The following is a 26,491-nucleotide window of genomic DNA, read 5'->3' as shown; positions in this document are numbered from 1 at the left end:
CCTGAGTCATGGTGGACTCCTTGCGGTTTGCCGCGTGCGTTGTCGCTTCGGGCTACGCCCTTCGCGCCAGCGCACATCAGCACGAGAAACCGACCACTGTCAGATTTAGTCTAGTTCAATACAAATAAAACTGTGATCGAGGTCCCAGCATCTTCGCCGCCACTACAACGCGGGCAGCAAACCGCGCGACGTGCAGGAAACGGGTTGTGCAGACCTTCCCTAAGTCCAATGTCGTCCTCACTAGCGGGATTTCCGCGGACGATTGTGGCTTGGGGAGGTTTCGAAACTTCCGAGTTCAAACAGCAAAGCAGGATGTTCTCCGACCTGCTTGAGCGTGAGGGCCGCCTGTTTTCCCGCCTGGAAGTAAACCACCGAAACCACTTCGACCTCGCACTCGACCTGGGTGATCGGACCACGGTGCTGGATCAAGCCGTCAGTGCGCTGGTCGACTCGACGAATGGAGTTTAAAAAATGCCTGCTTACCGCCACAAATCCCGGAAATTGTTGACGCCCCCGCTCTCGGCCCCGCGGCCCAGGTTCGTCCTATGGCAATGACAACAGGCGAGAGCCGTGAGCGTACCGTATTGGAAACTAAGGGCGCACCCCTGCTTGAACACGGCGGCAGGAGCAACCCTTACATCGACTATGAGTCGAAAGATCTGCTCCTGTCCCTGCAGCATCCTCGCAGTCCCGGCTATGACGAGATGTGTTTCATCATCATCGGTCAGGTCAAGGAGTTGTTATTCAAAGGGCTTCATTTCGAACTGTACAACGCCCAGCAGCAAATTCGTTGCGATGCTATTGCCGAAGCAATGCGGATACTTAACAGGGCTAAAGCATTTGGACAGTACATCACGCAATCATGGGACATCCTGGGGACGATTATCACGGAAGGTTTCAATCAATTCCGGGATTACATCGGCACTGCGTCCGGTCAATTTTCATTTATGTACCGACACGTGGAGTCATTTTCGGCAACAAAAACACGCGGCTTGCGTCCCACGTCTCCGGGCGTCTGGTCGTCGATGGGCCTGTGCAACCGCATGACCTCAACCCGCTTTACCACACTCCTGTCGCCGTTATCGAACTCAAGAACGATCGTGCATCGCATGGTGGCTCCTGGGTCCCGTCGTTAGGGATACGATACCCCGCGGTGCTCTCGTCTCCCAGTCTTTTTAACGGCTTCCTTCAACACCAGCGAACAGGAAGAAACTGGAGAAGGCGGTACGGGAATTTCACAGCTATATCGATGCCGATCAGGCGTTCGTTCCGAACTACGGCGACCGTTACCGGCACGACGAGACGATTTCGACGGCGTTTGTCGAATCCACCGTGAACTACGTGGTCAGCAAGCGCTTTGTGAAAAAACAGCAGATGCGCTGGACCCAGCGCGGCGCGCATCTGCTGCTTCAGACCCGCGTACAGGTCCTGAACGACGATCTGCGGAAAACCTTCGGTCGCTGGTTTCCCGGAATGAGAACGGAAGAGCAAGCGGCGCTAAGGGAGGCGGCATAGAGCCCCCAGCCCCCAGATTGGTTCGCTCTCCCATTTGTACACAGATCGCTTCCCTCGATGTCACGGCTGGCTTCTACCGAACAAGAGTTCCATTCTCATTATTTCCATTGACAACATTTGTTCCCACAACCATAGGTAACTCATCCGGGAACGCTTCTCTCCTATACCAGCGCTTGACGAACTCCGGCGTAAAGCGCTTCACCTAACGCAGAATCGTGGTGTGCACCAGCGACAAACCCCGCTCGGCCATCATCTCGACCAGATCGCGCGGGCTGAGCTTATAGCGAAGGTATCAGCGTACGCAGAGAATGATGATCTCTCGATAAAAATGTCGCCCATCAAACAACGCCTCCAGGCCTTTCCGCTTGCTCATCACCGACCACCAGATCGTTAGGCTGAATACTTTAACCGATTCGCCAAGCCTATTTGCACCAGAACTGTTTAGATGACGGGGTTTTAAGCTCGTTGAGATGACCGACAAACCGACGGCTTTCTATTTTCACCAAAATCCATCACGGCAAGAGATGGAGTCAACGTGTTTGCAGCACATTGATCTCTGTCTCCGCCATCCGGAGGATGGTCTGGAGTGCGAACTCCGAAAACGTCTCGATAAGTGCGAACGGCCGAGCGGTCTTCGACTTGATGATCCACAAGTCAAACGTCATGACCGGCTCGAATGCACGCGCGACGAAGTTCGGACTGACGTTGTTATATACGCTAATCGGATCCACCACTGCCACGCCGACACCATTTGCGACGAGCGCACAGGCCGTCTCTGATTGGCCCACCTCAATCTGGATTCGGCGCGTGGTGTTCGCCTCCTCGAAGATCTTGTCGAGCAGGAACCGCGAGTGGTCATTCGGGCCGAGCGCGACGAAATTCTCGCCATCGAGGTCTTTCGCATGAATGAGCCGCTTTGCCGACAGCCGGTGGCCAATCGGCAAGATGCAAACGCCCCGCAACGAGCAGACATACTGACTGTCCACCTCCGGTCTATCACCAGGCAGGATGCTGAATCCGAGGTCGATCTGTTGGGTGGCGACGGCATCGATCAGCGAGCGCGACCGCATGCTGTCGATGCTGAACCTCACATCGGGTCGATTAACACAGAAGGTCGTCACTATTTCAGGCAAGGCGCGTCGTGTAAACACAGGAAACGCCGCGACGCTTACCGCACCCCAAGTCTGATCGCGTAGTGCTTTAGCGACATTCGCGACTCTGCCGACGCCAATGAACATCCGCTGCACTTCGGCATAGAGCACGTCAGCTTCCCGTGTTGGCCGCATCTTGGTGCCGGCGCGGGTAAACAGATCGAAGCCACAACTGCGTTCCAGTTGCCCGATCAGTTGACTAATTGCTGGCTGAGATACGCCAAGCAACCCCGCTGCCGCGGTGAGACTGCCAGCGGTCATTGCAGCCTGAAAGGCCTCAAGTTGCCGCACGTTCATATCGCTCCTCATAAGACCACCTTATAAGAAGTGAATTTTGTCCTATTTGACTATTATGGGCAACAATTCAAAAATCTGTCTGAGCCGAACACTACGCGCGTTACAAAGTTCCGGCCGAACGTAAATCCACACTTTGTCAGGAGCGGTTCATGGTTAAGCGAATTACGGTGTTTATTCTCATGGCGTTCGCTCTATGCTGCGCGCTGGTATCAAACACAGCACAAGCGGACCAGTTGCAGATGGTCAAGGCTCGCGGCAAGCTTATTGTCGGCGTCAAGAACGATTACGTCCCGTTCGGGTTTCTCGATTCGAAGGCGCAACTACGTGGCCTCGAAGTTGATCTGGCGAAGTTCGTCGCCAAGGACATGCTCGGCTCAGAGACCGATGTCGAGTTTGTCCCAGTGGTCGCATCAAATCGGATCGAGCTGCTCAATGCCGGCCGCATCGACGTAATTTTCGCGACGCTTGCCAGGACCCCGGAACGCGCCAAGGTGATCGACTTTACCGACCCGTATTACATGATGGCGGGCGTAGTGCTGCTCGCGCCTCAAACCACCACCATCAGCAAATGGGAAGATCTGAAGGGCCGGAAGGTCTGCGGTATGCAGGGCAACATGTACAACCGGACGCTGCAGGAGAAGTTTGGCGCGGATCTGTCGCTTTTCACGGGAACGGCGCAGATGTTCAAGGCGTTTCAGGATAACCGCTGCGAATCGATCGCTTTCGACGGTCCGATCCTGACCCAGAAAGTCGCCGAAGAAGGCTGGAAAGAGAAGGACAAGATCGCAATTGACACGTTCGATTACGTAGCTATCGCGGGCGGCGTACGCAAGAACGAACCCGCTTTCCTCGCTGCGCTCAACAAGGCTATTAAGGACGCGGAAGCAGTAGGCGTGCTCACGAACGCCGAGAAGTCCTACAACATGGGCGTGAGCAAGTTCGTGACCGAGCAGCAAGCAGCCGCCAAGAGTAAGTAATTTGCGGCTTGCAGCGCTGCGTTCGACTGGGAATTTCTATGAATCTCGACTTTAGCTGGCTGGCCGATCCGACCTATCAGAGTTGGCTGCTGCGCGGCGCCGGCACGACGGTGGCCATGTGTGTATGCGCGATCGTATTGATGTTTGCGATTGGCATTTTGGGCGCAGCCTTCATCTACTTTCGTATCCGGGTGTTGGAAACTCTGACGACAATCGTGGTGGAGTTGCTGCGCAATACGCCACCGTTGGTACAACTGTTTGTCCTGTATTTCACTCTGTCCGAACTGGGGTTCACCGTGAAAAACCTCGTGACTGGGCAGCAGGTGCCGGTGTTCAGCGGATTCACGTGCGTCGTGCTGTCACTCGCCCTTTATAACGGAGCCATCGCGGTCGAGATCATTCGGTCCGGCTTGCACGCGGTGCCGCAGCCCACTATCGCGGCGGCGCAAAGTCTTGGCTACACGCGCCTGCAGATCTTCCGGCACGTAGAGCTTCCGATGGCGCTGCGCTTGTCAACGGTGCCGATGACCAACAACATCGTCAGCCTCATGAAGACGTCTTCGCAAGCAGCGTTCGTGGCGGTGGCCGACGTGATGTATTACGCGACCCAGATCACGTTGGAGAACTTCCGCAATCTGGAGGTCATGCTGGCTGTCTGGATCTTTTATCTCGTCCTCACGACTTTCGTGTCAACGGTCGCCGGCCGCATAGGCAAGGCCATGCGTATTCCCGGCTATGGAGTGTAAAGACGCCATGAAACCGGAAACCAAAGCCTTCGTCTACGGCGTGGTCGGCGTGCCGGTCCTGCTTGTGTGCGTCCTCGTGAGCTGCTACGGACGCCAGACCAGCGACGCGCTGGCGCTACTGGCGGCACGCTCCGGCATGATTCTTACTGGTTCATCAACATTCCAGGGCTTGAGCGGAGGGTTTTGTGCGAACATTTTGATGAGCGTTGTCGGGATGATGGTTTCGCTCGTCACCGGAACGCTACTCTGCGTCGGGATGCTCGCCAATGTCCGCGTGACTCGAGCGCTGTGCATGTTCGTGATGAACGTGCTGCGAAACACGCCATGGTTGATCGCGCTCTACGCGATGCTCTACTTGCTCCCGTTCTACGTGCCCGCCTTCGGCATTGTGATTCCTTTGTCGCCTTTCGTAAAAGCGGTGGTCGGTTTGTCGCTGCCCGTCACGGCTAACGTCGCCGAAGTATTGCGCGGCGGGATCGAAGCGATTCCGAGTGGCCAGTGGGAATCGGCTCGTGCACTCGGATACGGGAAAAACCAGATCCTCCGCTACGTGGTTGTTCCCCAAGCCATTCCGATCATCATGCCCAACATGATGACCGTGTTCGCCATGCTGTTCATCGGCAGTAGCTTGGCGGTGGTGACCGGAACTGCGGATGTGTTGTCGGTAGCAAATACGATTACGGGCAGCGACGGGTCGCAATACGCAACCGCGATCCAGCTCTATGTATTGTTGCTGTTCTTCTTATTCAGTTTTCCGATTGCAACGCTAAGTCGGCGGCTCGAGCGTCAAATGCGAGATAAATCATGACCGTCATCCAGAAGAGGCCCACCCTAATCGACATACACGATGTACACAAGTCGTTCGCCGGTACCGATGTCTTGAAAGGCGTTTCGATGTCAATCCGCCAAGGCGAAACCGCTTGCATTATCGGCCCTTCCGGATCCGGAAAGTCCACGCTGCTTCGCTGCATCAATGGACTGGTTCCGGTTGATAGCGGCACGATTCGCGTAGGCAATTTCGCGGTTGAACAGCTCAAGCGCGACCGGGACCTGGTTCCGTTGCGCCATCAGGTGTCGATGGTGTTCCAACAATACAATTTTTTCCCGCATCGAACCGTGCTCGAGAACATCATGATGGCACCGATGCAGGTGCTCGGCCATCGGCGTGAGGACGTTCACAGACGCGCGCTCGACCTGCTGGCGAAGGTGCATCTCACCGGAAAGGAGAAGGCCTATCCCGCGCACCTGTCGGGTGGGCAACAGCAGCGCGTGGCGATCGCCCGCGCGCTGGCGATGCAGCCGTCGATCATTCTATTCGACGAGGTGACTGCGGCGCTCGACCCCGAAATGGTGGGCGAGGTGCTGAACGTAATTCGCGAACTCAGCCGGGAGGGCATGACCTGTGTGCTTGTCACGCACGAAATGCGCTTCGCCGAAGAAGTATCGGATACGGTCTTTTTCACGGACAAGGGCACGATTGTCGAGCACGGCGTGCCTTCGGAAATTTTTCATTCGCCACGCGACCCCAGGCTTCAAAGCTTCCTCGGCAAAGTCCTGTCACGCAGCGCTGCTTAATCCCCAACAAGGAGAAAAGAGTGAGTCAGTTCAAGGTTCTGGTACCCGATGCGCACATGCGCGATCTGGAAGTCGAGCGGTCAGTGTCGGGTTCTCTGATCGATTATCAAGTGTTTGACGAGACGGATCCCGCAGCGATTCCGGAGGCGGTGTGGCGTACCTGCGACGCGATTCTTGTGTGGCACCGCATGAAGATCACGGCTGATGTCGTCGCGAAGCTGGAACGCTGCCGCATGATCGTGCGGGTGGGAGTGGGTTTTGACAATGTCGACACATCAGCGTGCCGCGAGCGCGGCATCCCGGTATCCAACGTGCCGAACTATGGCACGACCGAGGTTGCCGATCATGCGATCGCGATGATGCTATACCTGGCGCGCGGCATCGGTACCTATGAGAAGCGTCTCAAGGCCAACCTGAAAAGTGGCTTCGTCGCTGAAGATGTGCCAGTGGTTCGTCGACTGCGCGGCTCGACCTTCGCTGCCATCGGCATGGGCCGGATCGGTACCGCAATCGCGCGCCGTGCCGCTGCGTTCGACATGAACGTCGTCTATTTCGACCCGTACCTGCCCGAGGGGCACGAGCTCGGTCTCGGCTTCGAACGCGTCGACTCGATGGAGGCCTTGCTCAGCAGAGCCAACGTGGTGAGCCTCCACGTCCCGCTTAGCGACGAGACTCGCAACATGTTCGGCGACGCGCAGCTTCAGGCCATGAAGCCCAACGGCATTTTCATCAATATCGCCCGCGGCAAGCTTGTGGATGTCGATGCTGTCCATCGGGCGCTGATGTCAGGGCATCTCGCGGCTGCCGGGCTTGACGTACTCCCGCAGGAGCCGCCGGTGCCAGCACCGCAACTGATCGAATCGTGGCGAGCGAACGAGGAATGGCTGGCCGGGCGGCTCGTGGTGACGCCGCATGCTGCGTTCTATTCAGAAGCCGGTTACGTTGACATGCGCACCTTCTCGGCGCAGATCCTCGTTGACTATCTGACCAAGGGACGCTTGCGAAACAATGTGAATCCGGGCAGGCGCGATACGGCGCCGTCTTTAAAGAACTGAGTCTATTGCCATGGCATATCAAAAATTCGATGCTCGCTTTCCCGTACTCTCGCCTGATGTACTGGCTCAGTGGAGGTTGATTCCAGCTGCAGTCGCGTCCGACTGCATGAATCGCACTCAGGTGATGGCTGCGACAATCAAGCCAATTTTCCCGGGTGCCCGTCTCTGCGGCCAAGCGCGCACGGTCGCCACGATGGTGGGTGATTGCGGGCCAATTTGTAACCTGATCAGCACAGCGCGTCCCGGCGAAATCCTGGTTGTCGACGCGGGCGGTGCCGAGGACATCGCGGTGTGGGGTGGGATGATGGCCGAGGAAGCAGTGCAGCTTGGCATCGGTGGAGCAGTGGTCGACGGCGCTATTCGCGATGTGGCTGACATGCGGCACCTGAACTTCCCCATGTTCTGCCGTTCGGTAGTGCCGCGTGGCCCGCATCACGGGTTTGGCGGAACCGTCGATGCGACGATCGCGGCGGCGGGTGCGCCTGTGAGCCCCGGCGACATTGTGCTCGGTGACGACGACGGAGTGGTCATTGTTCCGCTTGCGCTCGCTGCGGACGTACTGAAGGCCGCGCAGGCGCACCTTATAAAAGAATCGCAATGGATGAACGGCATTCGCGGGGGCGTGACCATCAGCGAGATGTTTTCAATACCTCCGGCGGAAATGCTATCGCACGGCGATGGAGCACGCTGAGCTTCGCCCCCTTGATGCAGCGAACGTTCGTCATGTTCGTCCCTTAACAGGTCGGGTCTTGCCTGACTGACCTTTCATCCGACCGTCAAGCAATCTATCGCTCGCCGATTCTGCCGCACCAAGACTATCAGGCTGTTTATCGTGAAAATTTTAGATTTCGAAGAGACTATTGCTCGCCTTCCTTTCGACCGGGTCATTGCAGCGCTCAAAACTATGTTCACCGAAGGCTGTCAAGTGCCGTTGCGCCATACGCATCGCATTGACGGCGATAGTACCGGCGGCGGCACCGTCCTCATCATGCCGGCATGGCAGCCGGGCGGCCGGCTCGGCATCAAGACCGTCTCGATCTATCGGGACAATCATCTCAAGTCGCTGCCAAGTCTCCATTCGACGTACATCCTGTTCGACGCGAGGCACCGGGAAACCGCTTGCCATGCTCGACGGCGATGCGATTACCTCGCGAAGAACAGCCTGCGCTTCTGCTCTGGCGGCGCGTTATCTGAGCAGACCGGACTCGCGCACGCTGCTGGTGCTCGGCACCGGGCGCGTCGGGTCGCTCATTCCCGATGCATACCCCGCCGTCCGTCCGATCGACAACGTGCTTGTGTGGGATATCCGGGCCGAGAGCGCAATTGCGAAGTCGGCATCGTTGAAAAGCAAGGGATTTGCGTCATTGGCCGTGACGGATCTGGCGCCTACGGTGGCACAGGCTGATATTGTCTCGTGTGCGACGTTGTCCACGGCGCCCTTGATCAAAGGCGAGTGGCTGCGTCCAGGCGTCCATCTGGATCTGATCGGCGGGTTCACGCCGGCGATGCGCGAGAGCGATGACGCGTGTTTCGCCAAGAGCTCGGTGTTCGTCGATACGGATGAGGCCATCGTGAAAGCCGGTGATCTTCTATCGCCGATAGCAGCAGGGGTTTTCTCTCGCGAAGACGTCCAAGCCCGACTGAACGAGTTGTGCACAGGGGTGCATCCCGGCCGCACGCGTGCGGATGAGATCACCGTGTTCAAGGCGGTTGGCACGGCATTAGAGGATCTCGCTTCAGCATCGCTCGCGTATGACGCATGAATCCGGTCTCAGGCGGGACCGCAGGTATCCGCGCGATCGCGCCATGCTCTGATCTGAAAACGGAAACTGGAAGTGCGAGCCATCGCCGGGCTAGACACAATGTATTGGACCTGCTGTACCTCAAGCGACGCGGGTCAAGCTTGAGGCTCCGAAGAACCGGTTCGGCGGCGTTCTGCAAAACAGATTGATCGAGTTTCCTGATCTGAGTTCCACTCATATATCCAGCGGATACGTTTGAAATTTTAACTTTCGAGTGCTGAGGATCGTTTGCAATTCGGTTTCCAGATAGTATGCAAATTCCTTAGCGATTAGCGACATCGGGCGGTAGGTCGGGTACACGAGCCAGACGTCAAAATAGATGGTCGGGCTGATTGGCTTGATCAGCAATTCATGGGTTCCGAACCCCAGCGTCGGGAATGGTTCCACGATGGATATCCCTGCACCGTCGGCTACCATCTGGCACGCGGCTTCCGACATCTGAACTTCGGCAACAATAGTTCGTCCTGCCTCGTATCCACGAAAAAATTCGTCAAGTCGGTATCGGATTCTGTCGCCAGTGCTCAGCGCCACATAGGGTTCCGTGTGCAGCTGATCAGGCGTCACCACGCGAGCTCTTGCCAATCGATGCCGCGGAGGCATGATGCATACCGCTGCAACCTGCATCATCCGGTGAAATGCTACACCCGGCCTTTCATCAGCAACGAGGCTAATGCCGAGATCGCTCTTTTCCGCTGCGACCCATTCAACCAGGTTTTGCGAGCTACGACTCGTCAACAACGGCCGAACATTCGGATGGTGTTGGATGAATCCGTGCATCACCGTTGCGAGCCCGCGGCTGGCAAGAGAAGGAAACGCAGCGACGTGCAGGGTGCCGAATCTCTTCTCTCGAATCTCCACAGCTTTCGCCCGGATCTGCTCCGTGCCGGCGAGCATGCGCTCGACTTCGGCATTCAGCAGTTCGCCTTCAAGTGTGATGGTGAGCCGGCTGCCTTGCCTCGCAAACAGACGGAATCCGCAATGACACTCGAGCGTCGCGATCAATTTGCTGACCGCGGGTTGCGAAATGTTGAGTTCCTGTGCCGCACGGGTAATGCTGCCTTGGCGCACCACGGTCGCGAAAGCCTCAAGCTGGCGAATCTGCCACACATAACCTCCAGGAATGAAACCCCATTTTGTACTCATTTGAAGTATATGGTGATTTGAGTTGAAATAGTCTCAACCCAGCCACCTGGCCATCAGGCGCTCTGGACATCCCGAAGGAGAAACCGCATGAGAAAGCGACTTGCATCGACAATCGCAGCCACTCTCGCCGTCCTGTTGTGCTCGGTACGGAGCGCGGCCGCCGACACCATCACGGTTGCGACCTATGGCGGTGAGTGGGGGGACGCGATAAGGGACTGCATTTCCCAGCCGTTCGAGAAATCGACAGGCAACAGGGTAATTCCCGAGCCGGGTGTATCAGGTGTCACCCTGGCAAAGCTGAAGCAGCAGGCAGGCAATCCGACCATCGACGCGGCATGGCTCGACGGCGGCATCTCCGAACTGGCAGCCGATGCGGGATTACTGGCCGACCTCGATATCGCGTCGATGCCCAACCTGAAGGATGTAGTACGGCAAGGTATCTACAAGAGCCGGGACGGAAAGATCTATGCGGTCAGCACTGGATTTTATGCACTAGGCCTCGTCTATAACGCCCGGGACGTCAAGGTTCCACCGACCTCCTGGAACGACCTGTGGAAGCCTGAATATCAGGGTGTCGTCACCATTCCCGCCGTCGCCAACGCGATGGGTATCCCTTTTCTTCTGGCGATCAACAAGCTGGCTGGTGGGTCCGGAACCGACGTGTCAAAAGGTCTGGCAAAAATCAGCACCCTGAAAACATTTGGCTTCTTCGACACAGCTGGAAACGCCACCAACAGTTTCCAGTCGAGCGAAGTCGACATCGGCGCCGCCTATGCGAGCGGCGCGTGGGCACTAGCCGACCAGAAGTTGCCGATTGCCTATGCAGTGCCGAAAGAAGGCGCAATAGGCGGGGACATCCGGCTGCATATCGTAAGAAACACAAAGCATCTCAAGACCGCACAGGCCTTCGTCAATTTCGCGGTCGCGCCAGCGCAGGCTGCGTGCATGAGCAACCGCCTTTATATCGGACCCGCGACACAAGGCGTCAAGTTGACTGATACCGCAGCCGCTCGCATGCCGTGGGGCAAGGGCGGGTCGATTGCGAATCTGATACTGACCGACTGGACGACCGTCAACGCACAGCGCGGCGAGATCGCTCAACGCTGGAATGAAACGCTGGCACGTTGACAGGGCGAGATATGGAAACAGGCATTCAGGCGCCGCTCATTCAGCTTAACCACATCGTCAAGCGATACGGAAGTTTCGCGGCCCTCGATGACGTGTGTCTTGGCATTTACCCTGGCGAATTTCTGGCCTTGCTCGGCCCGAGTGGATGCGGCAAAACCACATTGCTCAGGACGATAGCGGGATTCTGCGAACCGACATCGGGCGATGTGCTCATGGACGGCAGATCGATGCTGAAGGATCCGCCGAACCGGCGCCCGGTGAACACCGTGTTCCAGAATTACGCGCTGTTTCCGCATCTGACGATCGAGGAAAACGTGGCGTTCGGGCCCAGACGTCACGGTGCCGAAAAGCACGCGCTGCGTGACAGGGTCAGGGACGCGCTGACCATGGTCAGCATGGCGGCGTTTATCGATCGTTATCCGGCGGAACTGTCTGGTGGACAACAGCAACGGGTCGCCTTGGCGCGAGCCATCATCAACCAGCCGAAGGTTCTCCTGCTCGACGAACCCCTGGCGGCACTTGACCTGAAGCTGCGCAAGCATATGCAACTGGAACTCAAGCATCTTCAGGTCGAGTTGGGCATCACGTTCGTAATCGTCACGCACGACCAGGAAGAAGCCATGGTGATGGCGGACCGCATCGTCGTCATGTCCAGCGGGCGAATCGAACAGGTCGGCACCGGTGACTCGATCTACGCCTCCCCTCAATCCCGTTTCGTCGCGGACTTCATCGGCGATGCCAATCTGATCGATTGCAAGGCCGATGCTGCCGGGCAATTGCGAACCGCACAGGGCGACGTCGCGCTGCCCTACGCGATTCCAGATGGCAAAGCCGTCACTACGGCGACCCTGATGATCCGTCCCGAACGCATTGGCATCGGCTCCCGTTGCGGCTCCGACGCCCATGTCTGCGCTGAGGGGATTGTTCGCGACGTGGTCCATGCCGGCCCGGTGACCCGTGTGTACGTCGACAGCAACGGCATTGGCGAAATCGTCATTGCATGCAACAACGCCACTGAACTGACCCGGGTATCGCCACTTGAGTCCCTCGCGTTTTACTGGCTCAGGAGCGACGCCGAAGTACTCACCCGTTAATCATCTTCTGGCAAGGACACACGATGAAAAAGCCAATCAGAATACTCACGCCCACCTGCACGCTAGGCTACGGCTTCGATACCGCCGCCTTCGAGCGCGGGATGTCGCTTGAGCCCGACGTCATCGCCGTCGATGCAGGTTCGACCGACCCGGGGCCACACTATCTCGGTTCCGGTGAATCACTCGTATCGCGCTTTAGCATCAAGCGTGAACTCACCCAGATGATCGTTGCAGCGCAGGCAGCGGGGATTCCCGTTATCGTTGGAAGTGCCGGCGGCGCCGGCACACGGGCGCATGTTGACGAAGTCGTCGGGATTGTTCGTGAGGTAGCGGCCGAACAGAAGCTCGCGTTCAGGCTTGCGTGGATTTATTCAGACATTCCACAGGCATCGGTTGCTGAGGCGATCGCCCGCGGAAACGTGCGTGATTTCGAGGCGGGCTACGATCTGACGGAAAGCGCCGCGCTCGAAAGCGCGACGATCGTCGCGCAAATGGGCCATGAGCCGATCGTGGCCGCGCTGGATCAGGGCGCTGAAGTCATCATCGCCGGACGTGCATGCGACGACTCGGTCATCGCCGCTTTTCCGATCTGGCAAGGCGCCCCCGCAGGCCTGGCCATTCACATGGGCAAGATTCTCGAATGCGGTGCGTTCTCGGCAGAGCCTCACGGTACGGACGTCATGATGGCGACCATCGATGCCGAAGGCTTCACGCTGGAACCGGGTGGCCTGAACCGGCGCGCGTCGTTGACATCCGTTGCCGCGCATACGCTGTACGAACGGGAGAATCCGTTTCGTCAGGCGGGCCCAGGCCACGAACTCGACCTGGGCGACTGCACTTTCGAGCAGATCAGCGAGCGCGAGGTCCGCGTGGCTGGCTCGCGGTTCATCGGCTCGGATGATTACTGGATAAAACTCGAAGGCGCGCGGCTCGCTGGCTATCGATCGATTTCGATCGCGGGCGTGCGCTGCCCGACGATGATCTCTCGCATTGATCCGTTACTGGCCGACGCGAAAAACCAGGCATTGAAATATTTCGATTCGCCGACGCTCAAGGTCAACTTCCATGTGTACGGCAAACGCGCCGTGATGGGCGCGCTCGAACCTGTCGTAGAACACGGCGCACACGAACTGGGACTCGTGATCGAAGCGGTCGACCGCGACCAGGCCGCCGCGCATGCGGTCGCTCACTTCGTTAGCGGAACGCTGCTGCACGTGAGCTACGCCGGGCAATTCAATACCGCCGGCAATCTCGCGTTTCCCTATTCGCCTTCCGAAATCGGCGCGGGCCCGGTGTACGAATTCTCCGCTTATCACCTGATGCGGGTCGACACCCCCACTCAGTTCTTCCCTGCTTATTTCGATGAGGTGGCGGCATGACGACCACGCCGTTGTCCAAAATCGCGACGGTGATCCGGAGCAAAAATGCCGGCCCGTTCCTGCTTACGTTCGATGTCATGTTCGATAGCCGGCAGGACTTCGAACGCGTCTGGCAGGCCGGCGATTTCACCAAAGAAAAAATCAGCGAGCTGTTCGGCGTCGAGCAACGCATGGTGACGTCGATTTTCGCGGTGCCGCGCGGATGGGCCATCAAGCTCACGTTGAGACGGCCCACCGTTCAGGGCCTGATCGGCGAATCGGACATGTACGGCTGTCAGCAGCACGCGCCGCTGCTCGACTTCGAGATCCATCTGAAGGACGCCTGATTCATGCACCTCGACCGTCGATCAGCCTTCGCATTGCTCATCGTCCCCTTATTGTTTGTTCTCGCGTTTTTCGTCGCGCCCTTCGGCACGGTGGTGTGGGAAAGCTTTCGTTCTTCACAGGGCGTGAGTCTCGATCAGTATGCGAAGCTTTTCGACGGCTTGTTTTTTGCCGATGTGTTGTGGTTCACCTTCCGGGTATCGTTCTGGGTGACCGGGTGCGCATTCCTCGTCGGCTATCCGCTAGCCTATCTGATGACGCGCGTCGTGGAACGGAGGTGGATCCGGCGGGTCATGTACGTCGTCATCGTGACGCCGCTATTTACGAGCAATATCGTCCGCTCGTTCGGGTGGATGATCTTGCTGGGGCGCCGCGGCTTGATCAACGATGCGCTAGTCGGGCTCGGCATTCTCGACCGGCCGATGCAACTCCTGAACAACGAACTCAGCATCGTCATCGGCATGACTTACATCATGGTGCCTTTCATGGTGCTCACCGTGGCCGCCGTCCTGCAAAACATCGACCGCGCGCTCGAACATGCAGCGCGCGACCTTGGCGCGAATGGATGGACCACGTTTCTCAAGGTGACGTTTCCGCTCAGCATGCCCGGCGTCGCGGCCGGCGCGCTGATCGTTTTCACGCTTAGCGTGAGTGCCTATGTCACGCCAAGCATATTGAGCGGCGGCAAGAAGACCGTGATGTCGATGCTGATTTACCAGCAATACGCGACGCTATTCGATTTTCATTTCGGCGCGGCACTCGCTGTCGCGCTACTGCTGGCGACCTTGCTGCTGATCGCGGCGTCCCGCCTCTGGACCCCGCGTGGTGGCCGCCGCGTCCGCGCGCCCGGGGGAACACGATGAACCGTCACGCATGGCTTCGACACGCGCCGCTATACGCATTTTGCGCGCTGGCATTCGCTTTTCTCGTGCTGCCGCTACTGGTGATCGTACTCACGTCTTTTACGAACACCGACTATCTCGCTTTTCCGCCGCAAGGGTGGACCTTGAGGTGGTACGCGCGCTTCCTGAGTGACCCGTCCTATCTGAGTTCGATTGGCCTGAGTGCCGGGCTGGCGATTTCCTCGACGTTCACTGCCCTGATATTGGGGTTGCCGGTTGCACTGGTGCTTTCCCGCAGGAGCGGACGTCTCGATGGTGTGATCGGAGGCCTCTTTCTGTCGCCGCTGGTTCTGCCGACCATCGTGATTGGTGCGTCTGTTCTTCAGTTCGCCACGGCGATGGGTTTCGCGAGAACATGGACGGCCATGTATGTCGGCCACACCATTCTCGTATTGCCCTATACGGTTCGCACCGCGCTTGCATCGCTATCCGGATTTCAGTTAGGTCTCGAAGAAGCGGCGCTGGATCTTGGCGCCACCAGGACACAGACTTTCTTTCTGGTGACGCTGCCGATCATCAAGCCGGGCGTCGTGGCCGGCTCCCTTTTCGGGCTGATCATCTCGTGGGTGAATGTCGAATTGAGCATCTTCAACTCGACATCCGAACTGACGACGTTGCCCGTGAAACTCTTCAACTATGTCCAGTACGCGATCGATCCGATGATCGCCGCTGTGTCCGCATCCACGATCTATGTCGCTGTGCTGATCGTGTTTCTAATCGACAGGCTCGTGGGTATCGACCGTATGAATACATCCGCGAGTTAATCGTTGCTGCCGCGCCCGGCGCGGCATTCCCTGCTGCTCGTTGGATCCATGCCGACGTGTGGAGGGTAACGCTCATCCATTCGTTTCATAAGGAGAGGATCGTTGGACACTAACCATTCCGTAGAAGATCGAACCGGGGCGCTGGCTGATATCAAGGTGCTCGAACTCGGTTCCATGCTTGCTGGCCCCTTTGTCGGAACCATGCTTGCCGACTTCGGCGCACAAGTGATCAAGGTCGAAAAGCCCGGCAAACCCGACGCACTTCGTGAATGGCCTCCGCATAAAGATGGCGAGCCATTGTGGTGGAAAAGCATGGCGAGGGGTAAGCGCCTTATCACGCTCGATATCTCGCAGGCCCAGGGTCGCGAGATCGTGCTGGATCTGCTCGATCAGACCGATATTGTTATCGAGAATTTCAGGCCCGGAACGCTGGAGCGCTGGGGCCTGTCGCCCGTGGAACTCGCCACGCGATTTCCCGAACTGATCTGGGTGCGAGTCAGCGGCTATGGGCAAACCGGGCCGATGGCCCAACGCGGCGGCTACGCGACGATTGCCGAGGGCTTTAGCGGCCTGGCATCGTTCACGGGTTTCCCGGACAATGGTCCTTCCGTCTCATCGTTTCCGATGGGCGACTATCTGGCGGGAATATTTGGTGCGTTCGGTGCGCTGACGGCCGTGCATCACCGCTCGCGCACCGGCCGCGGTCAAGTCGTCGACGTCAGCCTGTACGAGCCGCTGCTGCGGATCATCGAGTCCGTTGTCTTGCGCTACGACCAGACCGGCGAGAAAAAGCCGTTGCTCGGAAACCAGATGGAAGAGGATGTCCCGCGCAACATCTATCGCACGGCCGACAGTGGATTCGTGGCGATCAGTTGCGGTTCGCAGCGCATCTTCGAAAATCTGGCTCGTGCGATGCAGCGCCCCGATCTGTGTGATGACCCCCGCTTCGCGACCATGGCAATGCGCGTGGCGAACCGCGATGCGATCGACGCGCAAGTTGCCGCCTGGATCCGCGCAAGAACGCTGGATGCGGTCACGGCGACGCTCGATGCGCACGAGGTCGTTAGCGGCCCGATCCTCGATATCGCTGCCGTTCTGCAGAATCCGCACATTCTCGCGCGCCAGTCGATCTCGCATGTCGCCCATTCCGACGGGCAAATGCTTCGGATGCCGGCTCCGGTTCCTCGGCTGAGCGAAACGCCCGGCGAAATCCGCTGGCCTGGGAAAACCGCTGGCGCCGATAACGACGCGGTGTTCAGCGGGTTGCTAGGGATGCCGCCAGGCCGGGTTCAGCAACTTCACAATCTGGGAGTCATTTGATGCCCTCCACGAAACTTTCATCCGCCGTCTCGACGGAAGTCGGGATGGTCGGGTACGGTCAGTCTCCGTATTACAAGCGCACGGATCAAAGTCTGATCTCGCTGCTAGCGCAAACCAGCCGGCTGGCGCTGGACAGTGCCGGTCTGCAGAAAAGCGATATCGACGGCATTTCAGTATGTTCGTTCGTGCTGGCTCCGGACAACGCGGTGACGCTGGCCGAGCAGTTCGGCTTGTCGGTGAGTTGGGCGTATCTGGGCACCGCCGGCGGTGCGGGTCCGGTTGCCGCGGTGTTGAATGCAGTGCGCGCGATCGAAGCCGGACAGGCGTCGACGGTCCTTTGTCTCGCCGGCGACAATTACGATATCGCGGGGCACTACAAGCTGATGGACCAGTTCAATCGCAGCCTGCAGGACTATGGAACACCGAACGGTTTTGGGGGCGCCAACGGACTGTTCGGCGTCGTGCAGCGCAAACACATGGCGACGTATGGCACCACACGCGCACAACTGGGGCGTATTTCCGTCGGCCAGCGGCGCAGTGCCCAACTGAATCCGAATGCGCTGCTGCGTGGACCGATGACGCTCGACGACTATCTGAACGCCCGCGTCATTGCGGATCCGATCGGCCTTTACGACTGCGTGTTGCCCTGCACCGGTGCCGAAGCGGTCATCGTCACATCGCTCGATCGGGTCGACCGCTCGAAGCGCATACGGATCCTTGCCGGTTACGAGCAACATAACCATCCACCCGGAGAAATCGCGCCCCTGTCCGGCGGATGGGAGCTATTCCGGGACCGGTTGTTCAGCGACGCCGGGCGCACCCATGCGGATATCGATTTCGTTCAGGCGTATGACGACTACCCCATCATGGTCGCCATCCAGCTGGAAGACCTTGGATTTTGCCGCAAGGGCGAGGTCGGTGAGTTTCTGTCGCGGCACGATTTCTCGTACGACGGCAGCTTTCCACTGAATACGAACGGCGGCCAGCTGTCGTGTGGCCAGGCAGGCGCAGGGGGAGGCATGATCGGCCTCACCGAAGCGGTCCGTCAGTTGCGACAGGAAGCCGGTGAATTCCAGACGGCCGCGCCGCGCTGCGGTCTCGTTTCGGGCTATGGAATGGTCGGTTATGGCCACGGACTATCGAGCAGCGCAGTCATTCTGGAGAACGTCAAATGAGCCAGCCTTACCCAGCCTACCCCATGCCGACCGAAGATGCCGATAACGCGCCGTATTTGCGGGCCTGGCGACACGGTGTGCTTCTTTTGCAACACTGCGAGGCGTGCGGGCGCGAGATTTTTTATCCCCGATCCATGTGTCCTGATTGCTGGGCCTCTCCCCTAAGCTGGAAAGAGGCATCAGGGCATGGCACCATCGTCTCCTTCAGCTTGATATACCGGCCGAATCATCCAGCGTTTCTCGACGAAGTTCCAATAGCGCTCGCCGAGATCGCGCTGGATGAGGGTGCGAGCATGCTGGCGCGCGTTCTTGGCTGCGCCCCTCAGATCGGAATGCGCGTGAAGATGGCAACAGACGTGGAAGCCGTTGAACGATACCCGTTACCGGCTTTTCGGCCCCTCGCCTAGCAGCTCTCATCCCTGAGCAAGGAGCGGTCTTTTCCACAACAGGTTGGCTGGCTCCTTTTGCACCTCTTTACCGCACTATCGTGAGGTAACAGATAGTAAAGATTTTCGACGATACGCTGGTTACCCTGACGACAAGTAAGCAGCCGGTGTACTCAGTGGCAGCGGATGCCCGTCGTCTCGTGATCGAGTATGCGCATCACCCCCGACGCAGTCGAGATATCAGCTCAAACTGTTCGTGCGAGCCGCATCTTTGTGGACGAAAGGGACGCGACACAAGCAGAAGCGGGTAACCTGCTTCAGACGGATGTTGATCGGGCACAGGTCGGAACGCTGGGGTCGGCAGTCGTGAGCGGCGTCCCCAAGGATAGCTCCATTGTTCTGAGAACAGTCGGAAGCGAAGTATGGGATTGGCCGCGTGCCGTCTCGCAAAAGCGGCAAGCAAATATCTAGCCGAGGCAGGGCAGTGTCAACGACTATGCGCTTTGCCAGCGCAGGTGTTTGGAATGCCTAGGGTGCAGCGACCTGAGTCATTCGCACTGCCCGCCCCCCGTTGGCGCTTGGTTGACATAAAACGTGTTTCTATCAACCTTTGATGTAGAGGCTAAGTTGTAATGTCCGCTTTTAGCCAAGTTCAAATGTCCGCTTTTTCGCAGCGTAAGCTGACCGGCCGCCGGCGTTCCGGCGCGGGAGGCTTTAATGGCTGCGACCGAACGGATAACCATGACGATGCGCGAACTGGACAGGTTCAAGGTCATTCAGGATGTTGCCGACGGCAAGCTCAAGCCGTGGCGCGCGGCAGAACGGCTCAGGCTGACGACGCGGCAGATCCGGCGCCTGGTTGCGCGACTGCGCGAACATGGACCGGAAGGCCTCGTGTCGCGTCGGCGCTCGAGGCCCAGCAACAACCAGCTGGACGCGGTGACGGCCGATCGGGCACTCTCGATCATTCGTGATCGCTATGCTGATTTCGGGCCCACGCTGGCTTGCGAGAAGCTGGTCGAATGTCACGGCATCCGGCTCGCCAGGGAAACGGTGCGGCACCTGATGACGGACGCCGGCCTGTGGATTCCGCGCCGGCAGCGGCCACCGAAGATCTACCAGCCGCGTGCGCGGCGCGCGTGTCTGGGCGAGCTGATCCAGATCGATGGCAGCGATCACCGGTGGTTCGAGGAACGCGCGCCGGCCTGCTCGCTGCTGGTGTACGTCGACGATGCGACGAGCCAGCTGATGACGCTGCATTTCACGGCGACCGAGTCGACCTTCAGCTACTTCGAAGCGACGCGCGCGTACATTGAACGCCACGGCAAGCCTGTCGCGTTCTACAGCGACAAGTACAGCGTGTTTCGCAAGACGGGTGCAAACAAGGATGGCAACAGCGCCACCCATTTCGGCCGGGCGATGTACGAGCTGAACATCGACACGTTCTGCGCGAACAGTAGCCCCGCCAAGGGGCGCGTCGAACGGGCCCACCTGACGTTGCAGGACCGGCTCGTAAAAGAATTGCGGTTGCGTGGCATCAGCACGGCTGCCGGAGCCAATGCGTATGCGCCGGCCTTCATGGCAAATTACAACGCGCGCTTCGCAAAGCCACCAACGAGCAGATTCGATGCTCACCGCCCACTCAGAGCTGACGAGAATCTTGATCTGGTGTTCACGTGGCGCGAGCCGCGCAAGATGAGCAAGTCGTTGACTGTGCGGTATGACCGCGTCACGTACCTGCTGAACGACACGCCCGAGCACCGCAAACTGATCGGACGGTATATCGAGGTCTGGGAGTACCCGGATGGGCGTATCGAACTCCGCGCCGATGGTCATGCACTGTCATCCGCCCGTCATCGGAACGTTGAACGATTTCGCGTGATTTCATGTAAGTCATAGTAACATGAACTATCGGGAAATCAATCCCGAAACTTCCGGACTTGCTATGCCGGAATCAGTTGCTACGGAAGTGGCCATTTGTCGTTGCTGGATCGTCGCATTTTTCATCGCGGCGCGGCGCTTTCCTGACCCGTCTGAATGGCTGCCGGCGTCACCCGCCGGCCGGCGACCGGGTGATCGTCTGGGCCCCACTGGCGGCAGCTTCTGGGTCTTGCCCGGAGACCGGTGCCCTGAAACTGACCCACGGCAACTCGCACGCGCTGCTCGCGTAATCACGGCCATGAAAAAGACGTGTTTCATCAAACTCCCGCTCGACGCACCCAGGGGAGAACTGTGTGTCTTCAGTCCGAGTTAAGGAATGTGGCAACACACTGCGGCGCTGGTCAGCGGAATTCACACGCTTGCCACTTACGAAGGCAACGTCCGAAAAAAGCGCTTCTTCGATCGCCGAAGGCACGCGGACGAGCGACTCCTGATGGCCGAGATGGAATGGACACCGCCCTCCCTCCGGGGAAGTGGGCACGATCGAGGGCCCCCAGGACCGAACGGCATCAATGTGCCAAAGTGGAGTTGCGACACAACCACTTGAGGAACGGAGGCCCCAGATGAATGCTACGACATATGGACTCGATATTGCAAAACGGGTGTTCCAGCTGTACTGGGTCGACGCCCAAACCGGCGAGATCGCGAATCGGAAATTCGGACGTGACGACTTAATCGCGTTTCTCGCGCAGCGCCCCGCCGGTCGGGTCGCCCTCGAGGCGTGCGGAAGTGCTCACTGGTGGGCGCGTAAGATCCGCGCGCTCGGACACGAGGTGGTGCTATTGCATGCCCAATTTATTCGACCTTTCGTGCAAACGAACAAGACCGACGCGGCGGACGCCCGGGCAATCTGGACTGCAGCAGCAACCTGGCATGCGCACTGTTGCTGCCAAGACTGAAGATCAGCAAGCGATGCTAAGCCTTCCGGTCCGGCGAACGGGCGCTTGGCGTAGACCACCCATTCGCAGGTACGTAGCGGCGCAAGCCAGCGGGCAAAGGTACTCGCGAACACGCGGAAGCAGTACGCCAAGCGTACGGCAGTTTCCTTGAGGGTGAACTGAAGCTCACGCTGAATATGGAGAAGACCCATATTACGCATGTGAACGACGGCTTCAACTTCCTTGGTCATCGCATCATCCGTAAGCGAGGACCACTCGGCCGCATGCGGCCTGTGACGACCATTCCGTGGGAGAAGTATCGGGGCTTCGCCGAGAGGCTAGTCAAGCAACTGTCTGGCAACTACAGTTTGAATCAGATGGACCTGTTGGAAAGCCTGAATCGGCAAATTGCTGGCTGGGCTGCCTTTTATCAATACACCGACTACACGGCCACCGTGTTCGCCAAGTTGGACCGTACCGTCTTCTGGAAGTTTGGATATTGGCTCGCACGCAAGTATCGGCGCGGCTTCCCAGCGTTGATGCGCGACCACGTCCGGCGGCCTGAAGAAGGACATGCGAAAACATGGGTGCTTCACGGTCAAAATAGTCGGGGACGGTATGGGGCGGTGCCGCTTCGGCGTCTAGTTACCAGTCGCAAGGGTCGGTTTACCTGGCGCACCCCGGCGGAAAATCCGTTCATCATGCGCGACGCGAATCGCCGCACCATCGAATCGCGCTTTGCTGATGTCGCCTTTGCTATGAGCAACACTTAAATGGAGAGCCGGATGCGCTGAGAGGTGCAAGTCCGGTTCGGGGAGGAGAGGTAGGGAGATAGTTCGACTACGCCCTGCCTCTTACTCCACTCCAGATCCCGGCTGGCAAGGTATATCTGTCGCCCATCATCGACTGCTTCGATGGGCTGGTCATCAGCTGGTCAATAGGCACGCGTCCGGATGCCGGGCTTGTGAACACCATGCTGGATGCAGCTATCGAGACGGTGGCCAATAGTAACGAGCGGCCCGTCGTCCACTCTGATCGCGGTGCCCATTATCGCTGGCCGGGGTGGCTCTCGCGGATACGCGATGCGAAGCTGGTTCGCTCGATGTCGCGCAAAGGATGCTCGCCCGACAATGCGGCCTGCGAAGGCTTCTTCGGGCGGCTGAAAACCGAGCTGTTTTATCCTCGGGACTGGCAGGCTACAACCATTGACCAATTCATTGAGGTGGTTGATTCCTCCGCTGGTATAACGAAAAGCGGATCAAGATTTCGCTCGGCTCACTCAGCCCCATCGAGTACCGAGCGAGCCTCGGCCTTGCGGCATAAACAGTCCAAGAATTTTGCCGCACCCCCTGTGGGTCAGGTTTCAGTCGGCGTTGACAGTTATTCGGCAAGAGAAGTCAGCGCTGGCCCCTGCGCGTCTCATTCTTGTCCCAGGCCGGTGCGTTTGCGGTAGTCATTTCGGGTCGACCGGGCGAAAACGCATCGGTTCTCGCCTCTTTCTGACGTTCTGATCGGTCGCTCTAAAAGTTGCCGCGCAATCATTGGTCAAAGCTTCTGGTAGCAACGTCTTGGCAGAGACTGCAGGTTCGTCCGACCCGGTGACGTTCACGAAAACAGCGACAGGGATTCGACGACTGCGAGGCGCCGGCGCCGCGGGGGTGCCGGTCGATTGGTACGTGTGGCGGCGTTCGTGCTGGCGAAGCCGAGCCACTGGTTCAAATCCGAAAGCGCTCTGCAGACGGACGTGTGGGCGGGCATTCCCGTCAGTACCAGTTCAAGTCGGTCGAGCAGTTCCGGTAGACTTACTTCCCCTGCCCTCTTTCGTGCCAACTTCCGGTTCTGCATAAACCTGCTCCCGTAATTTTGCCGACGGTATGATTTGGTGTTGCCGTTACCACAAGTCTTGTGGATCGGGATCCAGCGACAGCGGTTCCTTCGTGTTCGCGCAATGATTTTCGCCGGATGTCCGTTCCGTTGTCAGCGACAGTTTCAGCGCATCTAGATGGAAAACTACGGTCGCGCGAATCCTGACCGTGCCGTCAACCGACTCAGTTACGCGGCGTCCGCCAGCATCGACTGACGGCAGCCCAAAGTGCTGCCCCGGCACGCGTACTGGCGTCGAATGTCCTCATCCAGAGGATCGTCAACCGCCAGAAGATATTCAATAAAGAGTGCTTCGCCTGCCCCGATTGGCCTGAGCGTGTGGATGAAGGTGCGCCCAGCGACTTCGATAGTCTCGCAATTAGGCGCACACGCGTGGTTCAGCCATCGGGCGCTGTTGCCGCCGCGGCTGCCGTCAATCACGCGTCCATCCGAACAGGAACGTGTGCCCCTCGATTCCTTCGCATCGGTGCCACCGTACGGCTTCCCGCCACCCTGTGATCACTCCCTTGTATTCGAGCACGCGCTCACCCGCTGCGAGCGCTCGCAGCGCGAAAACACCTTTCCCATGAACTGGCGACTGCCGGACGATCACCCGCCGCATGACAATTCCGCGATTGATAGAGACACCCAGTATAAGGATGAGAATTTTCCGTTTCCACTGCTTCGCGACGAACGATAGCCGTTGCTGGATATGGGGAGATTGGCGAGCGTGTTATCAGCGTTTGATGTTCGTCCCCATCATTGTTTCCGCGCTGCGGAGACAATGACGGTTGCTTGCTGCTCCAGCTCCCAACGTAATTCGTCGGCAGTCGACGGGCCAGGAGGCATGTCAGCCAGAAAGATTCGCAGCACTTCCAGTCAGGCGCCTCGGTGAAGATGCTCGCGGCTGATCGGGACGCAATTTACGAATCCGTATTCCCGCTCGTTGCCTGATACCCGAAATGTCTAACGATCCAGATTCGCGAGAAAGTCACGTGCACGTTCCGACAGATCCAGGCCGAGTCGCAACGTGAGTGCCGAAGCGTCGGCTACCTTTGCGCCTGCGGCCTCGTCCAGCTGGTCGACCGCAACTGCCAACCAGTCTGGAAATTTTTCCATCAGGGCGTCAATGAGCACACAGGCCTGACGTCGATCCTTGTCCGCTTTTACTGCACGTGAGGGATCCCGTAGCGTACTGACGATGAGCTTGTGCAGGGCGAACCGCGCAGGGTCAGGTAACTGCACCGGAACGACATGCTCCTTGCCCAGGACAAAGCCGCGAGTTGAGTCCGACACGAGGTATCTGAAGTACGGAAGTCCAGTCGCATGTGCGCGTATATGCGGGAGCGGCCTGGCCTCATACGCGTCAGTGCCCGGAACGAGCAGATCTACTTTGAGAGGCTGTCCCCTCGCCTTGAACGATATCGACGGTCGACGGGAGTCCAGGTCGGGTACTTCGAGAAATGAAATGCTACTGTCGCGGAGGATGTCGAGGAAGCTGCGGTCTTCCGGGATCGCTAGCGAAATCGAGCCAGCACTTCCGATGTCTATGTCCTCGGTCTTGTAGTTGGCTGGCAAACGCACACCCAGACTATTCAGAAGCGCGCCGAATGCGTGTGAACCAACAAGCACGCCGCCGTGGCTGAAGATCCCGGCGTTGTAGAGCGTTGCAATGGTCAGTGCCGAAGAGTTATCGGCTGCAGCAAATCCTGCCTTACGCAACAGCTGGACGTCGGCCGCAACGGCTCGCATCTCCGTGCTGTCAAGTATCCTGGCCTCGAGTGTCGCCTCAGTCGCCAGCTCGCCGTCCCGGCCCAACGACGTTTCCTTGTGCTTGCCTGATGCCAGATAAACCCGCCAGTAGATATATGTCTTCCCGTCGACGGTCTTTCGCGACGCCGAGCCGGGAGAATGCAGCGGGACGGACGCCTGCGTGCTGGCTCGCTCGGCTACGGACGAATAAAGCGTCTGAAGTGCTTCGTTATGGAAGGTCAACATGGTTTCGGAGTTTATACCTGATGATCAAATTATAGGGTATAAATTGAAACGCGACTTATACCTTGCAACGATTTACTAAGGTATAAAATACCTCCGGTGGCTTGCGCGCTGCCGAGGCTACATAACGACTCCCTCGTGACTCAAGTTAGCGCTAACCGCTCGGGCGATACGCCTAGCCTTGCTTTACACGCTCCGGCCCGAGCCACGCCCAGTCGTGCGACGATCAGACAGTGCCCGCCGTGCCCGTTCTACCGCGCTGCGAAACCCGAAACGATTTGACGGAGTCTTATCTGTCTATTTATGTAGACAGATAAATATGACGTCCTGATGCTTTTCGTGCTTCCCGATACCGGCAGGTATCGCGAAAAGCAAACTGGCGGCCAAATCCGGTTCAACACCGATGTACTGGCCGGCCCGTCCGGCGGCGAATCGCGACTCGTCAGATATCGCAGACCAGCGACATTTTATTAAGAGTCCAGTGTTTTGTTAAGAATAGTGATATTTCAGGCGTGATCACCAGGTTACGATAGTTAGAGTAAACGCTCTGGTGAATCAAAATCTGATGTTGCAAGTTCCTCTCTCTGACGAAGCCTGGCAGAAGGTCAGCCATCTCTTCCACTACGCTGTTACGAACCACCCCGGCCGACCACGTCGACATCCGCGTGCGGTTCTCGATGCGATTCTGTGGGTCCACGTGAGTCGCGAAAAGTGGCACCGGCTGCCTGCAACCTATCCCCTGCGCAAACCGTTGTGTCGCGATAAGTTCGGTAAGTCGAGAAATTCCGTGATGGTAAGGATTCCTTATTCCGCCAACGAATAGAACTGGGCAGCAGCGGTTCGGGTATTGGCGTTGTCCTTCATCTGACCTTTCCTGATCATATGCATCGTCTCAATGCACGGAAGCCTTCCCAATGCTGGACACGGCTTGTCCGCCGCCGGGCGACACAGCAAGGAGGAAGTGTCCTGACTGGCTAGAACGCCGTACTCGCGGAGGGATATTTGACCGAACACGTTATTCCGTCATCGAGCATGCAATCTCGGTCAAATGCGGCGGTCGAAATTGTCTGGTCGAATGACA

21 protein-coding genes and 10 pseudogenes are annotated in these 26,491 nt (G+C 58.2%); 24 read left to right on the top strand and 7 right to left on the bottom strand.

The features are described from left to right. The first annotated feature begins 312 nt into the window (after window positions 1-312). The 3 genes and pseudogenes from ACAX43_RS28920 to ACAX43_RS28910 form a co-directional block, all read left to right on the top strand. A complete protein-coding gene (locus tag ACAX43_RS28920; RefSeq protein WP_370711762.1) occupies window positions 313-468 on the top strand; it encodes a hypothetical protein in 156 nt (51 codons plus the stop codon). Window positions 469-545: 77 nt separating this feature from the next. Continuing rightward, window positions 546-956 (top strand): annotated as a pseudogene (locus tag ACAX43_RS28915) (tryptophan 2,3-dioxygenase family protein); the annotation flags it as partial. A 226-nt stretch (window positions 957-1,182) separates the two neighbouring features. Then, a pseudogene (locus tag ACAX43_RS28910) lies at window positions 1,183-1,515 on the top strand (ISKra4 family transposase); the annotation flags it as partial. 205 nt (window positions 1,516-1,720) lie between these two features. Here the strand turns inward: ACAX43_RS28910 and ACAX43_RS28905 are convergent. Both ACAX43_RS28905 and ACAX43_RS28900 read right to left on the bottom strand, forming a co-directional pair. Beyond that, window positions 1,721-1,888 (bottom strand): annotated as a pseudogene (locus tag ACAX43_RS28905) (IS6 family transposase); the annotation flags it as partial. A 157-nt stretch (window positions 1,889-2,045) separates the two neighbouring features. Beyond that, window positions 2,046-2,963, bottom strand: coding sequence for a LysR substrate-binding domain-containing protein (locus ACAX43_RS28900; RefSeq protein ID WP_370711761.1), 918 nt, complete (start codon window positions 2,961-2,963; stop codon window positions 2,046-2,048). Window positions 2,964-3,112: 149 nt separating this feature from the next. On the opposite strand from ACAX43_RS28900, the gene ACAX43_RS28895 reads away from it, so the two are divergent. The 7 genes and pseudogenes from ACAX43_RS28895 to ACAX43_RS28865 all read left to right on the top strand — a co-directional run bounded on the left by ACAX43_RS28895 (window position 3,113) and on the right by ACAX43_RS28865 (window position 9,079). Beyond that, window positions 3,113-3,940 carry a transporter substrate-binding domain-containing protein gene (locus tag ACAX43_RS28895; RefSeq protein WP_370711760.1) on the top strand — a complete coding sequence of 276 codons (828 nt, stop codon included), beginning with the start codon at window positions 3,113-3,115 and terminating at the stop codon, window positions 3,938-3,940. A gap of 38 nt (window positions 3,941-3,978) precedes the next feature. Further along, entirely contained in the window at window positions 3,979-4,686 is a 708-nt protein-coding gene (locus ACAX43_RS28890) for an amino acid ABC transporter permease (protein WP_370711759.1), read from the top strand. A 7-nt stretch (window positions 4,687-4,693) separates the two neighbouring features. Next, window positions 4,694-5,494: an amino acid ABC transporter permease gene (locus ACAX43_RS28885; protein ID WP_370711758.1), complete on the top strand. Its 801-nt coding sequence runs from the start codon at window positions 4,694-4,696 to the stop codon at window positions 5,492-5,494. Beyond that, window positions 5,491-6,261 (top strand): amino acid ABC transporter ATP-binding protein, encoded by a 771-nt coding sequence (locus ACAX43_RS28880; RefSeq protein WP_370711757.1) that lies wholly within the window; start codon window positions 5,491-5,493, stop codon window positions 6,259-6,261. Before ACAX43_RS28885 ends, ACAX43_RS28880 begins: the two co-directional genes overlap by 4 nt. 20 nt (window positions 6,262-6,281) lie before the next feature. Beyond that, complete coding sequence (locus tag ACAX43_RS28875; RefSeq protein WP_370711756.1) at window positions 6,282-7,316, top strand: C-terminal binding protein; 1,035 nt, start codon at window positions 6,282-6,284, stop codon at window positions 7,314-7,316. Between the two features lie 10 nt (window positions 7,317-7,326). Continuing rightward, a complete protein-coding gene (locus ACAX43_RS28870) occupies window positions 7,327-8,007 on the top strand; it encodes an RraA family protein (protein WP_370711755.1) in 681 nt (226 codons plus the stop codon). Between the two features lie 141 nt (window positions 8,008-8,148). Next, window positions 8,149-9,079, top strand: a pseudogene (locus ACAX43_RS28865) (ornithine cyclodeaminase family protein). 213 nt (window positions 9,080-9,292) lie between these two features. Here the strand turns inward: ACAX43_RS28865 and ACAX43_RS28860 are convergent. Then, window positions 9,293-10,225, bottom strand: coding sequence for a LysR substrate-binding domain-containing protein (locus ACAX43_RS28860; protein WP_370711754.1), 933 nt, complete (start codon window positions 10,223-10,225; stop codon window positions 9,293-9,295). A gap of 123 nt (window positions 10,226-10,348) precedes the next feature. On the opposite strand from ACAX43_RS28860, the gene ACAX43_RS28855 reads away from it, so the two are divergent. The 11 genes and pseudogenes from ACAX43_RS28855 to ACAX43_RS28805 all read left to right on the top strand — a co-directional run. Then, complete coding sequence (locus ACAX43_RS28855) at window positions 10,349-11,389, top strand: ABC transporter substrate-binding protein (protein ID WP_370711753.1); 1,041 nt, start codon at window positions 10,349-10,351, stop codon at window positions 11,387-11,389. Between the two features lie 11 nt (window positions 11,390-11,400). Next, entirely contained in the window at window positions 11,401-12,483 is a 1,083-nt protein-coding gene (locus tag ACAX43_RS28850; RefSeq protein ID WP_370711752.1) for an ABC transporter ATP-binding protein, read from the top strand. A 23-nt stretch (window positions 12,484-12,506) separates the two neighbouring features. Beyond that, entirely contained in the window at window positions 12,507-13,862 is a 1,356-nt protein-coding gene (locus ACAX43_RS28845) for an acyclic terpene utilization AtuA family protein (RefSeq protein ID WP_370711751.1), read from the top strand. After that, window positions 13,859-14,188 (top strand): DUF4387 domain-containing protein, encoded by a 330-nt coding sequence (locus ACAX43_RS28840; RefSeq protein ID WP_370711750.1) that lies wholly within the window; start codon window positions 13,859-13,861, stop codon window positions 14,186-14,188. The genes ACAX43_RS28845 and ACAX43_RS28840 overlap by 4 nt, the downstream gene beginning before the upstream one ends. A 3-nt stretch (window positions 14,189-14,191) precedes the next feature. Continuing rightward, complete coding sequence (locus ACAX43_RS28835) at window positions 14,192-15,049, top strand: ABC transporter permease (RefSeq protein WP_370711749.1); 858 nt, start codon at window positions 14,192-14,194, stop codon at window positions 15,047-15,049. After that, window positions 15,046-15,852, top strand: a complete 807-nt coding sequence (locus ACAX43_RS28830; RefSeq protein WP_370711748.1) for an ABC transporter permease — start codon at window positions 15,046-15,048, stop codon at window positions 15,850-15,852. The genes ACAX43_RS28835 and ACAX43_RS28830 overlap by 4 nt, the downstream gene beginning before the upstream one ends. A 102-nt stretch (window positions 15,853-15,954) precedes the next feature. Beyond that, the gene (locus ACAX43_RS28825) at window positions 15,955-17,172 is read left to right on the top strand and encodes a CaiB/BaiF CoA transferase family protein (protein WP_370711747.1); all 1,218 of its coding nucleotides are present in this window, start codon (window positions 15,955-15,957) and stop codon (window positions 17,170-17,172) included. Next, the gene (locus tag ACAX43_RS28820) at window positions 17,172-18,347 is read left to right on the top strand and encodes a thiolase family protein (protein WP_370711746.1); all 1,176 of its coding nucleotides are present in this window, start codon (window positions 17,172-17,174) and stop codon (window positions 18,345-18,347) included. Before ACAX43_RS28825 ends, ACAX43_RS28820 begins: the two co-directional genes overlap by 1 nt. Beyond that, window positions 18,344-18,754 (top strand): Zn-ribbon domain-containing OB-fold protein, encoded by a 411-nt coding sequence (locus tag ACAX43_RS28815; protein WP_370711745.1) that lies wholly within the window; start codon window positions 18,344-18,346, stop codon window positions 18,752-18,754. The genes ACAX43_RS28820 and ACAX43_RS28815 overlap by 4 nt, the downstream gene beginning before the upstream one ends. A 696-nt stretch (window positions 18,755-19,450) precedes the next feature. Further along, window positions 19,451-20,575 (top strand): annotated as a pseudogene (locus tag ACAX43_RS28810) (ISNCY family transposase); the annotation flags it as partial. A gap of 662 nt (window positions 20,576-21,237) precedes the next feature. Next, window positions 21,238-21,598: pseudogene (locus tag ACAX43_RS28805) on the top strand (IS110 family transposase); the annotation flags it as partial. Here the strand turns inward: ACAX43_RS28805 and ACAX43_RS28800 are convergent. After that, window positions 21,549-21,680 (bottom strand): annotated as a pseudogene (locus ACAX43_RS28800) (IS91 family transposase); the annotation flags it as partial. The pseudogenes ACAX43_RS28805 and ACAX43_RS28800 sit on opposite strands and share 50 nt — an antisense overlap. 69 nt (window positions 21,681-21,749) lie before the next feature. Between ACAX43_RS28800 and ACAX43_RS28795 the strand changes: the two are divergent. Further along, on the top strand, window positions 21,750-22,325 hold the full coding sequence (locus tag ACAX43_RS28795) for a group II intron maturase-specific domain-containing protein (RefSeq protein ID WP_370711744.1): 576 nt from the start codon (window positions 21,750-21,752) through the stop codon (window positions 22,323-22,325). 80 nt (window positions 22,326-22,405) lie between these two features. Next, window positions 22,406-22,875, top strand: a pseudogene (locus ACAX43_RS28790) (IS3 family transposase); the annotation flags it as partial. 729 nt (window positions 22,876-23,604) lie between these two features. Here the strand turns inward: ACAX43_RS28790 and ACAX43_RS28785 are convergent. Together ACAX43_RS28785 and ACAX43_RS28780 are read right to left on the bottom strand one after the other, a co-directional pair. Beyond that, window positions 23,605-24,037, bottom strand: a pseudogene (locus ACAX43_RS28785) (SET domain-containing protein). Between the two features lie 344 nt (window positions 24,038-24,381). Next, window positions 24,382-25,413 carry a GSU2403 family nucleotidyltransferase fold protein gene (locus ACAX43_RS28780; protein ID WP_370711743.1) on the bottom strand — a complete coding sequence of 344 codons (1,032 nt, stop codon included), beginning with the start codon at window positions 25,411-25,413 and terminating at the stop codon, window positions 24,382-24,384. Between the two features lie 562 nt (window positions 25,414-25,975). Here ACAX43_RS28780 and ACAX43_RS28775 point away from each other — a divergent pair. Further along, complete coding sequence (locus ACAX43_RS28775; RefSeq protein WP_370711764.1) at window positions 25,976-26,233, top strand: transposase; 258 nt, start codon at window positions 25,976-25,978, stop codon at window positions 26,231-26,233. Here ACAX43_RS28775 and ACAX43_RS28770 read toward each other — a convergent pair. Continuing rightward, window positions 26,215-26,307, bottom strand: a pseudogene (locus ACAX43_RS28770) (IS6 family transposase); the annotation flags it as partial. The gene ACAX43_RS28775 and the pseudogene ACAX43_RS28770 overlap by 19 nt on opposite strands. Window positions 26,308-26,491: the final 184 nt, after the last annotated feature.

Origin of the sequence: Paraburkholderia sp. IW21, from assembly GCF_041321145.1 — a bacterium.
Taxonomy (GTDB): domain Bacteria; phylum Pseudomonadota; class Gammaproteobacteria; order Burkholderiales; family Burkholderiaceae; genus Paraburkholderia.
This window is presented reverse-complemented; position numbering and strand designations above follow the sequence as displayed.

Excerpts from the sequence above, each read along its gene's own strand:
- ACAX43_RS28815 (WP_370711745.1), top strand. The coding sequence starts at position 18,344 with ATGAGCCAGCCTTACCCAGCCTACCCCATGCCGACCGAAGATGCCGAT.
- ACAX43_RS28920 (WP_370711762.1), top strand. The coding sequence starts at position 313 with ATGTTCTCCGACCTGCTTGAGCGTGAGGGCCGCCTGTTTTCCCGCCTG.
- ACAX43_RS28840 (WP_370711750.1), top strand. The coding sequence starts at position 13,859 with ATGACGACCACGCCGTTGTCCAAAATCGCGACGGTGATCCGGAGCAAA.
- ACAX43_RS28845 (WP_370711751.1), top strand. The coding sequence starts at position 12,507 with ATGAAAAAGCCAATCAGAATACTCACGCCCACCTGCACGCTAGGCTAC.
- ACAX43_RS28820 (WP_370711746.1), top strand. The coding sequence starts at position 17,172 with ATGCCCTCCACGAAACTTTCATCCGCCGTCTCGACGGAAGTCGGGATG.
- ACAX43_RS28830 (WP_370711748.1), top strand. The coding sequence starts at position 15,046 with ATGAACCGTCACGCATGGCTTCGACACGCGCCGCTATACGCATTTTGC.
- ACAX43_RS28880 (WP_370711757.1), top strand. The coding sequence starts at position 5,491 with ATGACCGTCATCCAGAAGAGGCCCACCCTAATCGACATACACGATGTA.
- ACAX43_RS28780 (WP_370711743.1), bottom strand. The coding sequence starts at position 25,413 with ATGTTGACCTTCCATAACGAAGCACTTCAGACGCTTTATTCGTCCGTA.
- ACAX43_RS28775 (WP_370711764.1), top strand. The coding sequence starts at position 25,976 with ATGTTGCAAGTTCCTCTCTCTGACGAAGCCTGGCAGAAGGTCAGCCAT.
- ACAX43_RS28795 (WP_370711744.1), top strand. The coding sequence starts at position 21,750 with ATGGAGAAGACCCATATTACGCATGTGAACGACGGCTTCAACTTCCTT.
- ACAX43_RS28835 (WP_370711749.1), top strand. The coding sequence starts at position 14,192 with ATGCACCTCGACCGTCGATCAGCCTTCGCATTGCTCATCGTCCCCTTA.
- ACAX43_RS28900 (WP_370711761.1), bottom strand. The coding sequence starts at position 2,963 with ATGAACGTGCGGCAACTTGAGGCCTTTCAGGCTGCAATGACCGCTGGC.
- ACAX43_RS28895 (WP_370711760.1), top strand. The coding sequence starts at position 3,113 with ATGGTTAAGCGAATTACGGTGTTTATTCTCATGGCGTTCGCTCTATGC.
- ACAX43_RS28870 (WP_370711755.1), top strand. The coding sequence starts at position 7,327 with ATGGCATATCAAAAATTCGATGCTCGCTTTCCCGTACTCTCGCCTGAT.
- ACAX43_RS28885 (WP_370711758.1), top strand. The coding sequence starts at position 4,694 with ATGAAACCGGAAACCAAAGCCTTCGTCTACGGCGTGGTCGGCGTGCCG.
- ACAX43_RS28890 (WP_370711759.1), top strand. The coding sequence starts at position 3,979 with ATGAATCTCGACTTTAGCTGGCTGGCCGATCCGACCTATCAGAGTTGG.
- ACAX43_RS28850 (WP_370711752.1), top strand. The coding sequence starts at position 11,401 with ATGGAAACAGGCATTCAGGCGCCGCTCATTCAGCTTAACCACATCGTC.
- ACAX43_RS28855 (WP_370711753.1), top strand. The coding sequence starts at position 10,349 with ATGAGAAAGCGACTTGCATCGACAATCGCAGCCACTCTCGCCGTCCTG.